The organism is Acinetobacter brisouii (genome assembly GCF_008993995.1).
Taxonomy (GTDB): Bacteria; Pseudomonadota; Gammaproteobacteria; order Pseudomonadales; family Moraxellaceae; genus Acinetobacter; species Acinetobacter brisouii_A.
In genome coordinates, this window is the sequence record NZ_BKNN01000018.1 from 1 (window position 1) to 12598 (window position 12598).

The 12598-nt window shown below is 45.3% G+C and carries 14 protein-coding genes; 6 read left to right on the forward strand and 8 right to left on the reverse strand.

Annotated features, from left to right (window positions below; translation table 11 throughout):
• From GBN19_RS06595 to GBN19_RS06620, 6 genes are all read left to right on the forward strand, one after another.
• The coding region (locus tag GBN19_RS06595) for a transposase family protein (protein WP_151777581.1) at positions 1 to 308 on the forward strand (308 nt) is incomplete at its 5' end.
• A 99-nt stretch (positions 309 to 407) separates the two neighbouring features.
• Positions 408 to 791 carry an ATP-grasp domain-containing protein gene (locus GBN19_RS06600; RefSeq protein WP_151777582.1) on the forward strand — a complete coding sequence of 128 codons (384 nt, stop codon included), beginning with the start codon at positions 408 to 410 and terminating at the stop codon, positions 789 to 791.
• Positions 792 to 796: 5 nt separating this feature from the next.
• Positions 797 to 1918, forward strand: coding sequence for a phosphoribosyltransferase domain-containing protein (locus GBN19_RS06605; RefSeq protein ID WP_151777583.1), 1122 nt, complete (start codon positions 797 to 799; stop codon positions 1916 to 1918).
• Positions 1908 to 2690: an HAD family hydrolase gene (locus GBN19_RS06610; RefSeq protein ID WP_151777584.1), complete on the forward strand. Its 783-nt coding sequence runs from the start codon at positions 1908 to 1910 to the stop codon at positions 2688 to 2690. The genes GBN19_RS06605 and GBN19_RS06610 overlap by 11 nt, the downstream gene beginning before the upstream one ends.
• Complete coding sequence (locus GBN19_RS06615) at positions 2683 to 3810, forward strand: cysteine protease StiP domain-containing protein (protein ID WP_151777585.1); 1128 nt, start codon at positions 2683 to 2685, stop codon at positions 3808 to 3810. The genes GBN19_RS06610 and GBN19_RS06615 overlap by 8 nt, the downstream gene beginning before the upstream one ends.
• Entirely contained in the window at positions 3807 to 4736 is a 930-nt protein-coding gene (locus tag GBN19_RS06620; RefSeq protein WP_151777586.1) for an HpcH/HpaI aldolase/citrate lyase family protein, read from the forward strand. Before GBN19_RS06615 ends, GBN19_RS06620 begins: the two co-directional genes overlap by 4 nt.
• Positions 4737 to 4794: 58 nt before the next feature.
• On the opposite strand, the gene GBN19_RS06625 is transcribed toward GBN19_RS06620, so the two are convergent.
• From GBN19_RS06625 to alr, 8 genes are all read right to left on the reverse strand, one after another.
• The gene (locus GBN19_RS06625; protein WP_151777587.1) at positions 4795 to 5379 is read right to left on the reverse strand and encodes a TerD family protein; all 585 of its coding nucleotides are present in this window, start codon (positions 5377 to 5379) and stop codon (positions 4795 to 4797) included.
• Between the two features lie 18 nt (positions 5380 to 5397).
• Positions 5398 to 6111, reverse strand: coding sequence for a TIGR00266 family protein (locus tag GBN19_RS06630; RefSeq protein WP_151777588.1), 714 nt, complete (start codon positions 6109 to 6111; stop codon positions 5398 to 5400).
• Positions 6112 to 6123: 12 nt separating this feature from the next.
• On the reverse strand, positions 6124 to 7407 hold the full coding sequence (locus GBN19_RS06635; RefSeq protein WP_151777589.1) for a VWA domain-containing protein: 1284 nt from the start codon (positions 7405 to 7407) through the stop codon (positions 6124 to 6126).
• A gap of 94 nt (positions 7408 to 7501) precedes the next feature.
• Positions 7502 to 8080: a TerD family protein gene (locus GBN19_RS06640; protein ID WP_151777590.1), complete on the reverse strand. Its 579-nt coding sequence runs from the start codon at positions 8078 to 8080 to the stop codon at positions 7502 to 7504.
• Positions 8081 to 8113: 33 nt separating this feature from the next.
• Positions 8114 to 9193, reverse strand: coding sequence for a DUF475 domain-containing protein (locus GBN19_RS06645; protein WP_151777591.1), 1080 nt, complete (start codon positions 9191 to 9193; stop codon positions 8114 to 8116).
• 13 nt (positions 9194 to 9206) lie between these two features.
• Positions 9207 to 9782 (reverse strand): TerD family protein, encoded by a 576-nt coding sequence (locus tag GBN19_RS06650; protein ID WP_151708998.1) that lies wholly within the window; start codon positions 9780 to 9782, stop codon positions 9207 to 9209.
• Positions 9783 to 9805: 23 nt separating this feature from the next.
• Entirely contained in the window at positions 9806 to 11086 is a 1281-nt protein-coding gene (locus tag GBN19_RS06655) for a TerD family protein (protein WP_151777592.1), read from the reverse strand.
• Positions 11087 to 11326: 240 nt separating this feature from the next.
• Positions 11327 to 12559, reverse strand: coding sequence for an alanine racemase (gene alr, locus GBN19_RS06660; protein ID WP_151777593.1), 1233 nt, complete (start codon positions 12557 to 12559; stop codon positions 11327 to 11329).
• Between the last annotated feature and the right edge of the window lie 39 nt (positions 12560 to 12598).

Here is a 12598-nt window from a genome sequence, read left to right on the forward strand (position 1 = left end):
TTGCGCGTAAGTATTTGAAGGAGATGGTCATTTATCCTTGTATTATGGCAGATTTAGCCTATAAAGGATTTCATCAGATTAAGAGTAAGTTACTCATTCCAATCAAGAAACCTAAGAATTTGTCATTACCCCAAATAGCAAAACAGATCAACCAAGAAATCAGTCGGCGTAGGATCACAATTGAACATATCAACGGCAAACTTAAACATTTTCGGATATTAACAGAACGCTATAGAAATAGACGGAAACGCTTTGGTCTAAGAATGAATTTAATTGCTGGAATGATGAATTGGATGCTCTTAAATTAACTTTCGCAAGAGGTCTAATATAAATATCCCTTTGTAACCACCTTACGGCAATTCTGTGAAGCATATGCAGCGCTTGCTGTCCCTATTCCTTATTTGGTCATGCCATTTCTGGCAGGTGAAGAATGTTCAGTCGATATTGCCTGTAGTCAAGGTCAGGTTTTGGCTCATGCCACTCGCATTAAGCGTACAGGTTATCAAGACATTACTGTAGATGGACCTTGTGATGATATTTGCCAGCGTCTGGTCACACTCTTTCAACTCGATGGTTTAATCAATATCCAATTGAAACAGAATGATCAACAGCAGTGGTTTATTTTAGAAATTAACTCACGTCCTGCAGGTGGTTTCGCCTACTCACGCCCAACAGGCTTGAATTTAATTGCAGAACTGATTTCTCATAAACTGAACTTGCCATTTCAACGGCAGATTGATCAACCTAATATTTCAGTTCGCCCTATTACAACCGTGATCGAAGGAAAATAATCACGATGCACCAAGTACAATTACAACGTGGTACTTTAACTGTCAGTCCTCTTCGCAGTCATGCCGATTGGCAACTGCACAGCCTGCTGGATTTTGCTGAACGCATTAACCCCAAGCGGGCATTTTTGTTTGTTTCTCGGGTCTTAGGAAAACACATTCCTGTAAAGCCGAGCCAAATGCAAAAAAGTTATCAGGATTTAGCTGCACTTATTCCACCTGCGCCTCAGGCACCTGTCACCATGATTGCGATGGCAGAAACGGCGGTTGGACTTGGTGCAGGAATTTTCCGTGAATATCAAAAGCACTGCGCCAGTGCCTGCTTGTTTGCGACAACTACCCGTCATATCCAAAGTGACTTACCGATTTTTGGAGATTTTTTAGAAGAACATAGCCATGCGCAAGATCAACTGATTCACTCCAGTCACGATGCCGTCAAGCATCAGCATTTACTCAATACCAAAACCTTGATTGTGGTGGATGATGAAATTTCCACAGGCAAAACCATTGCCAACTTAGTCAGTAGTTTACAGGCTGCGGGTATGCAGCAGATTGAACAGGTGATCAGTATTTCTTTGGTGGACTGGACGGGCGATCAAGATATTCAGCAGATTGCCAACATTCCCAATCATTCCATTAGCCTGATGTCAGGGCGTTGGGCATGGCAAGATGCACTTGACCCCAAAGCCGTCAACATGCCGAACGTGAATATTACTGCACAAGGTCAACATGCGGTGATTGCCCCAAATACGTGGGGGCGTGAACCCACCTATCAACTTGGGCAGGCGTGGCACAGCTTACAGCCTCGTGCTACAGGAGAGAAAATTTTAGTGCTTGGCTCATGTGAATTTACGTGGATTCCATTTCTCATGGCAGAAGCACTCGAACAGCAAGGCGCTGAAGTTTATTTCAGCTCCACCACCCGCTCCCCGATTGCAGAGGGTCATGCGATTCAGCAGCGTTTAGAGTTTCGTGACAACTATGGGATGAACATTCCCAACTTTAGTTATAACGTCGATGCTAACGCCTATGACCGTGTGATTTTAGTCATTGAAACTGGGCATGAAAGTGTAGATCCTGCCTTGTTGCAACAGATTCCAAATCTGGAGGTGGTCAGTTATGTTGCCTAAACAACCGATTATTTTAGTCGATTTGGATGATACCTTGTTCCAGACCTATCGACGTCGCGCACCTGAACAGCATGACCGTGTCGCCAGTTTAGACCGACATGGCAAGCCTCTTGCATTTATGTCGGGTAAGCAGCAACTCATGGTGGACTGGCTCATGGCACATAGCGAACTCATTGCCGTTACCGCTCGTTCGGTTGAATCTCTATTACGGGTACAAATGCCATTTCCACATGGGGCTATTTGCCTAAATGGTGGGGCGATTGTACTCAGCAATGGAGAAATTGATCGCCACTGGCAACAGCAGCAGCGCAATGAACTGGCACACCTACAAGACCGTATGCAACAGCTTTGTGATGAACTAGAACAGCATGCCGAAGGTTTGGGTACAGTCCGTACATGGACGGAGCAAGATGATCAGCAGCATATTTATGTGGTGGCTAAGCAACATCACAGTGAAGCGCCTTTTTTACATAGCTTGACCACTCGACTGCCTGCTGAACTTTGGCAAGATTTTTACTTACATATCAATGGTCATAATCTCGCCATTATTCCCAAAACAGTATCGAAACGTCGCGCTGTAGAATACCTGTTACAACAGCTCGATCCCGAGGAGCAGCGTGTGTATTTGGGCTTTGGTGATAGCCTGTCCGATTTTGATTTTCTGCAACTTTGCGACTGGTTTGGTATGCCAAAAAACAGCCAGCTCAACCGCTTTACGCATCAGGCCTTGCAACAGGATTATCAACAAAAAGGATTTTTTGGTCATGACTAATGCTGCTACTGATCTCTCCCAAACACTCGGATTTTCAGGTTCATATCCTGCCCATGAAGTCCGCTTTCTGCTGAATATTTTGCAGATGCAGCCGACCAATATTGAGGAAAAAGAACAACTGATTCAATCGGGTAAGAAGCACTATTCGAGTATGCTCAGCGCCGAACATCCGCCCTCTGCCACCCATTTGCAGCATTATGATTTAGCCATGCAACTCGGGGCGGCGCGTATGGCCAAAGAGGTGCAACAACTGGGAAATCGGCTGCTTGAACTGTATGCCCCTGAGCCAATTGTCTTGGTGAGTTTGGTGCGTGCGGGTGTCCCTTTGGGTGTATTGCTGCGTGATTATTTGGCAGCACAAGTGCCTTGTTATCATTATGGAGTGAGCATCATCCGTGATCGTGGCATTGATCATGCCGCACTGGATCAAATCATTCGCCTGCATGGTGCTAAAAACATTGTATTTGTGGATGGTTGGACGGGTAAAGGCGCAATTACCCGTGAACTGAGCAGGAGTTTGCAGGACTATCCCGAGCTGTGGGATACCCAAAGTGGTTTACCGCGCTTACTGGTACTGAGCGATTTGGCAGGCTGTGCGTGGTTAGCTGCCAGTCAGGATGACTGGCTGATTCCTTCGGGCGTACTGGGTTCAATCATTTCAGGGCTGATTTCACGTAGTGTTTTGCCTGAACATGCACAGCAAGGCACATGGCATGGCTGTATTCAATACCACACGCTTACCGAACATGATCTGTCCAACTCGTTTATTCAGCAGATTCGTAGCCACATTCAACAACAACCTGAGCAACAAAGCTGTCTGTGGGGCAATACTCAGCGTCAACAACAGCAACAGCAAAGCCAGCAGACCATTGACTGGCTGATGCAGCATTATCGGGTTGAGCAGGTCAATCATATTAAACCAAGCATTGCAGAAGCGACGCGTGCAGTATTAAGACGTGTGCCTGAACGGATTTTACTGAAAGATGCTGATCATCCATCGACCCAACTGTTACGCCATTTTGCAGAGCAACAGCAAGTTGCCATCGACGTGCTCGGTGAGCAGCTTGGCCCTTATCAAGCCGTGACCCTGATTAAAACCATGCCCAAGGATTGTTCATGATGAAACTACAACATGCGATTGAATTGGGTGCGACACTGTATGTGCCTGCGACCCACAACAAACTTTGGGAGATTGCACAAGGCATGCTCTATCCCGAACTGAAGTCGATGGTGATTTGTCTGGAAGATGCTGTTTTAGAACAGGACTTAGAACGTGCTCTGCTGAATCTGAAACAGTTTTTACTCAAGACCCAATTTGCCGATGTACAGCATCCTGTACATGTATTCATTCGTCCACGCAATACTGAAATTGCGGAAAAAGTACTGGCATCGCAATTGAATCGCAGCTTTTGCGGTTTTGTACTGCCAAAATTTACCCTGCATACCGCACAGACTTGGCAGCAAATTTTACCTGCCGAGCTGCAATACATGCCAACCTTGGAAACTGCCGAATATTTCGATACAGGCTATTTACTCGAAACTAAACAGTATTTGCAGCAAGAGTTCGTACCTGTGCTGTGCTTAAGAATCGGGGCCAATGATCTGTTGTCCTGTTTGCATTTGCGCCGTCCGAAGCATGTCACAGTATATGACACCCCGATTGCTCAACTGATGCAGCAGATTTTAGGCATGTTCATTCCTGCAGGCTTTCAGCTCAGTGCGCCTGTATTTGAACATATTGAACAACCTGAACTACTCGAAAAAGAACTGGAACTCGATACCTTGCATGGTTTACTGACCAAAACCGCAATTCATCCGACTCAGGTCCGTTTGATTCATCAAGCTTATCGGGTGCGGCATGATGAACTGGCAGATGCAGAGCAGATTTTACAGCACGATGCCAAAAGTGTTTTTAAATCGAATGGCTCTATGCTCGAACCTGCCACCCATCGCAATTGGGCACAGCGTATTGTGCTGCGGGCACAGCACTATGGCGTGATTCCTGCGCCACATGAGCCTGCATTTGCCACACTGAAAATTATTTAATACAAATAAAAAAGCCTGAGTAATACTCAGGATTTTTCAATGGTTTAGCTGCGAGTGCTTAGAGATAATTCACAATATGTGGCACGATCTCATGCAAGGTACGACCGTTACAAGTTTCACCGAGTGCTGACATTTTCCATGCACCGTCATGACGATACACTTTGGCAATAATCAGCGCGGTATAGTTGCCTTTTGCAGATAAGTTATAGTGAGCAATTTGCTGATTGGTAGTTTGATCGACCAAACGACAGAAAGCATTTTCTACTTTTTCAAAGGTTTGCCCACGGAAACTGCTGATCGTAAACACAATTGACTGTACATTGCTTGGCACTTGGCTCAAATCAACATGGATGACTTCATCATCGCCTTCACCTGCGCCTGTCAAGTTATCACCTGAATGCACAATGCTGCCATCACGACTACGTAATTGTCCAAAATAGACATTATCTAACTGTTTTTTGTTGGCATCGAAAGTAATGACGGAAACATCGAGATCAATGCTTTTATTGCCACCGCCAAACAGACCAAACATGCCGCCACTTTTAGCAACGTCCCAACCTGCACCTAAAAAGATTTTAGACAGGCTTGAACCATCTTGTTTCGCCAGTGAGATTTTCTGACCTTTCACCAAGCTAATGCTCATTTTATTTTTTCCTATTGTTTATCGTTGACCTAAATTGAGTACTGACGCCAACCAAGTAATATAACTGTTGCGATTTCTCGAACAAATGATGACTTTACCATAGCCTTGGAATTTCAAGACCATACCTTCGCCACTGGTGACACTATTTAACAAATTCCCCAACATGCCACGATTTCGGGAACTGGGCATGCCGATGTTGTAACTGAGCGATGAATCCCATGCCACCACATGCCCATTATCAATCACGGTTTCGCCATTTTGTGAATTGACCTCGACTTCCATCAGCGTACCGCAACCTGAAATACACAGTTGTCCTTGCCCAGAAGTTTCCATCACCACAAAACCGCCATTGTCCCCAAACAGACTCCCCCCCAAATTGGTCTGGATTTTGGCTTTGACATTGACCTGTTCAGTCGATGCGACAAATGCCCCATCGGACAGTACATATTGCTGCTGACCGATATTTAAGATCTGCATGTCACCATCGAGGTTTGGAGACAATAAACATTCTCCTGCCCCAAATGAAGCTTTGATTTCTTGTTGAAATAACGATTCACCTGTAGTGAATTTACGCACAAAAGACTGGAATAAGCCGCCACGTAACTGACCGCCTAGTTCCAAATTGGATTCCATCATGACCATGGCATCCGATTCACAATAAACCTTTTCACCCTGACGCATTGACACATGTAAAAATGGTTCAGGGCTACCGACCAGATTAAATTCAGCCATGTTGAAATCCTCTTAATTTAAAATTTGTTTGGCTTTGGCTTGCTCGAGCCATTGTGGAAATTCTTGCAGCATCAGGTCATACAATTCTGACTCCGACAGGCTATCGAGTTGATCAATCGCAAAGAAATTGCAGTTGTCGACCACCCGATCGGTCAAGGTATCGAGCTTTTCTAAAATGCCATAGCTCCGTCCGCCTATCCCGATAAACTGCCAAAAGATCGGCTGATTGGAGTTTTCACGCAGTAAGCGCTTAATCTGTGCTGCACTGCTGACGCCACCATCGGAAATGAACACGATATAAACAGGTAAGTCGCTCGGCTGTTCTTTGAGGAAATATTGCACCACGTCCTGCATCACCGCAGGCTCGTTGTTGATACATGCCCCTGCCTTCCATTTTTTATAACCGCCTTGTTCACGATTGATAAAATCGGAAAGATTGTGCAAGGACACATCACTTAAACGTAAAGGACGTTCAGCAAATGCCCAACATTCAAAATTGGCATCATCATCAAAGTTGATCGCCAATGGCATCACCCGATCTAACACACGTTGTACATCACCACGGCGATACTGACCCAGCATTGAACCTGAATAATCCAGTACCAACGCCACCCGTGCCCGCACACCAATCAGTTGGTTTTTTTCCAGACTGATCAGGGATTTTTTGGTTAAATCCAGCAAATGGGGAGCATCTGCCTGTACCTTGTCCAAAATGGCTTTTTTGCGTAAATCGACTTTAAACACGGAGGTCGGCTCAACAGGACTTGGCGTTGCACTCACTTCTGCACCAAAATGTTCAACCAGTGCCTGTAATCCCCCGCTAAAGCCTTGACCAATCGCAGCCAGACGCCATAAATCATTTTTAAAATAAATCTCGATCAGCATCAGCGCTTTTTCTTGACGAAAACTTGTCCCTAACAAGCGATAACTAGCGACCACTTCAGACTTCGCGTTGATTAATTCCACCACACCACTTTGAATGTCTTGCATGCTCAGCTGTGGATTGTCCAATGTGGCACAAAACACCAGACGGGAAACGGTATTGGGGTTGGTTTTGGCTAAATCGATTTGAAATTCATGAATACTAGCTGCTTGGCTATAACCAACCTCTTTGTTTGGCGAATTCGGTTGATTATAGAAAACCATGTAATCATCATGAATCAGTCGATCCTGCTGGTCTAAAGCAAAGCAAGACAAATCAAGATGGTGTGACGTGTTGAATTGAACACGTAAACGGAATTGCTGTTGTTCGAATAAATTTTTCAGCGGGAGCTTTTGCCCTGAGATGAGTTCCATGTGTATTGGTCTTGTCGATTAGCACTTGAAAAACTGCGGCTAGACAGCTTTTCAAGTGCTAAAAGATTACTCTTTTAGCACCGTGACGGGGTGGTTATACCGCTACGCCATAGCTCGCAGCCAATGCGCCCAAGCCACCATTGAAGCCCTGACCGACTGCTTTAAATTTCCACTCACCATTGTGACGGTACAATTCACCAAAAATCATCGCAGTTTCTGTGCTGCCGTCTTCTGACAAGTCAAAACGTGCCACTTCTTCATTGGCATTGTCTTTGTTAATGACGCGGATATAAGCACGGTCGACCTGACCAAAGTTTTGACCGTTTTGCTGACCTTCGTGAATGTTCACCGCAAAAATCACTTTTGCCACATCCGCAGGCACTTTTGCCAAATCTACTGCAACGGTTTCATCATCACCATCACCTTCACCTGTACGGTTGTCACCTTTATGGGTCACTGAACCACAGTCTGACTGTTTTTGGTTAAAGAAAATGAAGTCGCTATCACGGCGCACTTTACCATTTTCACCCACAAGGAACGCAACTGCATCAAGGTCAAATGCCTTACCATCAGTGACGCGTGGGTTCCAGCCTAAACCGAGGTCAACCAGATTCATGGTTGGTGCAGTTTTCGATAAGTTAATGTTGCCGCCTTTAGATAGGTTAATCGCCATGATTCAAATTTCCTTCTGCTGTATCAAATTAAATTACTGTTGTTTTTTACTATAAGAGATCGAAGATAAAACCGCCCAGACAATAAAGGCAATCCCGATCAAGCCTGTGACCACTTCAGGCACATGCACACCTGTACCACTTGCGAGCATAATGAATGCCAACGCACCAATCGCATAGTGTGCGCCATGCTCTAAGAATATATAGGCATCCAGCGTACCTTTTTCAACCAGGAAAACCGTCATAGATCGAACAAACATTGCACCGATGGCTAAACCGAGCATGATAATCACCACATCATTGGTAATTGCAAATGCGCCGATCACCCCGTCAAAACTAAATGAAGCATCTAAAACTTCCAAATACAAGAAGCCTCCAATCCCCCCTTTGGCAACGGTTGCAACAGTGTCACCCACTGAAGTACCTTGTTGATTGTTCTCGGTTTCTTCATCTGAACTTTCGCCACCTTCGAGCAAGTGACCAATCACCTGTACCCCAACATAGACCACGATGCCCCAGATCCCTGAGACCACCACAGCAAGTTTGGTGTCTACATCGACAAAGTGCGCCATCACCAACAAAGAAATCAGTGCCAAAAACACGGAAACTGCGGGAATACTCGCTAAATTCGCCAGTTTGGACTCAAGCCAATGAAACCAGTGTGAGTCTTTTTCATCGTCAAACAAGAAGTTGAGGAATACCAACAACAAGAACATGCCACCAAAAGCAGAAATCTCAGGGTGATGGGCCATGAGTTTTTCTGAGTAGCTTTTCGGGTCATTCAGTGCCAGTTGCGCAACATCGACAATGCTCATATCGGCGGTGACGCCCACAATCAACAACGGGAACAGTAAACGCATACCGAATACGGCAACGATAATCCCCACCGTTAAAAACAGGGTACGCCAGAAATGGTTCCATGTTTTGAGCACAGAAGCATTGACCACTGCATTGTCAAAAGACAATGACACTTCCATCACGGCGAGAATCCCCGTGATGGCTAATGCCTTGAACATGGTCATCAGTCCAGCTTCTGCGCCATGAGTAAACCCCCAATACGCAGACAGTGCCAAACAGATGACGGTAAAAATAATTGAAAAACGAAAATGTTTCATTCAGCCTGCTCAGTTAGATATTGATGCCATATTGATGGCACATCATGCGTAACCCGCCCGCATAGCCCTGTCCGACCGCACGGAATTTCCATTCACCGTTATGGCGGTATAACTCTCCAAATACCATCGCGGTTTCAGTCGAGTAATCTTCATTTAAGTCAAAGCGCACAATCTCATGTTGCGATACATTGTTCACAATACGGATAAAGGCATTTTGCACCTGACCGAAGTTTTGGCGGCGCGCTTCAGCATCGTGAATGGTCACGGTGAAAATGATTTTTTGTACGTCGGCAGGTAAACGGGTTAAATCAATTTTGAGGCTTTCATCATCGCCATCGCCCGCACCTGTGCGGTTGTCGCCTGTGTGTTCGACTGAACCTTCAGGTGAACGCGGTTGGTTATAAAAGATAAAATCGTGTTCGCCACGTACTTTGTCGTTCGCACCCAATAAAAATGCCGAAGCATCCAAGTCAAAGTCCACGCCATCGGTTGCGCGTGCATCCCAACCCAAACCCACTAGCACTTGGGTCAATGACGGATCAGTTTTGCTGAGTGAAAGATTGCCGCCTTTATTTAGTGTAATTGCCATTTTATTGTTTCCTCTTATTTCAACTATTTACGCCCAACGGTCCATCTAAAGCCAAAGCCATAGAATTCGTCGAGCTTTTGCTGGTCATCAAAGTATTGCACTTGGCGGTTGGCCTGAATTTGCCCACCGACATTTTTTAATTCCACAATGGCACAGGTATTGAGGTAGCCGCCTTCATTGACAGGCACTTCAATCGGAGGCTGATTGGGAAGCTTCATGTTTACAATAGCATCGGTTGCCGCCCAGTTTGCTGCGCCTTCGTAAATATATGTATAAATAACAATACGTTTAATCTGATCCCAATGTTCGCCATTGATCCACAGATTTTCACCGTTTAAGGATGAACCTGTGCGTTCATCGCCTTGTAACTCGGCATAAGGCGATTTTTCATAACTGCCAAAACGGTTGCCAAGCGCCTGAACAATATGAATTGCGCCGTTTTGCATCTCAATCATCGCGCCCAAGTCCAGATCAACCGATTGAGCTGCACTGAGTTTTCGGAAGAAACTCTTGCTGCGATCGCCCCCTGAGTGGTTCCAGTTTAGATTCACCTCAATCTTGCCAAATGAACCGTTGTGCTTGGTCAGGTTAATCGATGAATTGGGCTTGTCTAAACGAATCTTGGACAAATTGATCGAACTCGGTGGCGGTGTTGGTTGGGCACTTGGTGCTGCTGTGGTCGAGCTGACAGGCTGACCAAAAATATTCTGGTTGCTACTTGGGTTTGAACTTGGCGGCGTAACGCTCGGACTTGGCTGTGGTGCAGGCGCTGCCGATGGCTCAGCGACATCGACGCCAAAATTTTCTGCCAGTGGTTTCAAGCCACCGTTAAAGCCCTGATCGACAAAACGATATTTCCAACGACCATTGTGGTTATACACTTCCGCCAAAATGAGTGCCTTTTCAGTTTTGCTCTGAGTATTGATCTCGGATGTTGCAACCACATGACCATCGCTGAGTAAATCAATGCTGAGTTGCTGTACATCGCGAATATGGGCAGACTCGCTGAGCGTGGCACAAATCGCGATCTTACCAATCGCACTGTCGAGCAATGCGGTGTTGATGCGGATGCGGGTTACAACATCGGGTTTGCTCCCCACTTCAAACAATTGCACATTTTGATTCGGGGTTTGGGTTTGTCCATAGAAAATCATGTCGGCATCGCCACGGACTTTTTGCGTGGTCTGCGCCAGCAAATAGGCAGTAATGTCTAGATCTATGGCTTGGGGAATACGCGCTCGGATCACGAGCTCGACTGACGGGGTCGCTAAAACCGTATTTGCACCTGCGATAAGCTGCTGCATGATACACCTTTAAAAATAGGTTCGATTTGATGTCTAAAAATAATATTTTGGCTTTTCAATATAAATCTTTATAGAAAAACAATATTTTATATAGAATTTAATTATAAAAAGCGATTTTATTTATATCACAGATTCAGAATGAATTCTCTCAATCATCTGCAATAAAAATACACCCCCAAAGTTGCCATAACTTTGAGGGTGTTGGGGGAGAAATATGTATTAAATTAATTCAATGTAGCATTAATAGCGAACCGCAACTTTCGGGTTGGAGTTCCCCCATATCGTGTAGACATCGGCAAGTAGCGCACCGTTATATTCTTCAAGATCACTCTGCTTGACTTCAGCATTGCCTTGTCGTCCAAACAGGATCACTTCATCTTCAGCACGAATATCTGGAAAGTCAGTGACATCTACCATAGTGGTATTCATGGAGGTTCGTCCAACCACAGGCACTTTATGCCCGCGAATCAACACATACGCCTTGTTACTAAAAGCACGGCGATAACCGTCAGAGTAACCTACAGGCAAGTTAGCCAAGTACGAGTCACGCTTTAAGGTATAGGTCTGGTCGTAACCCACCGTTGTGCCTTTGGCATAATGATTGACCACTGCCACTTGGGTCTTGAAGCTCATGATTTTTTTGTATTCGGTACGTTCAGGAATACTGTCGCCATACAGCACACCACCTGCCCGTACCATATCCAGATGTGACTCAGGCACAGTCAAAGTTGCAAAAGAATTGGCGGTGTGTAAAGTCAACTGCTTACGGTCAAGCTTGGCGGCATGAATCAGCCAGTTGGTTTGTGCATTGAAAATCGCCAAATGTTCACGCACATAATTTTGATCTTCCACCGCATAATGACTCATGATGCCGACCAGTTTTAAATGCGGCAATTTGGTCATGGCAAGTGCCTGTTTCTTGGCTTCAGGCATTTGCAAATCTAAACCATTACGATCCATACCGCCTGAGTTCAATGTCAAATGATAGGCTAAAGTCAGGTTTTGTTGCGTTGCCCATTGAGATAAACGCTGTGCCTGTTCAAAGTTCCCCAATAATTCTTCAACATGCAGCGATGCGGCATTTTGAATCTCATGATCGGTAGCGGCACGCAAGCGCAAAATGCGTCCTGTATAACCACTTTGACGTACCACTGCGGCTTCGGCATTACTGGTGATTCCGACACAAGGTACATTCAGTTTGATAATGCTCGGCATCAGTAAAGCAATGCCATGCCCATACGCATCGGCTTTCATTACCGCACAAATTTGGCTTTTGTCGTGTAACTGCTGCTGTAAAGTCTGAATATTTTGCTCAAAGGCCTGTACGTTAATTTCCACCCATGCATTGGCTTGTGGTGCGATGGTTTGCTGTGCGGAAATCTGATTGGTCAGCGGTAAGGCTGCGAGGACAGGTTGCAGGCTAGAACAGGCAAACCCAAGCATTAACGTCAGTTGTACAATTTTTTTGTTCATGATGATGTTCCCGTAAATAATAAATATTTTTAATAGATT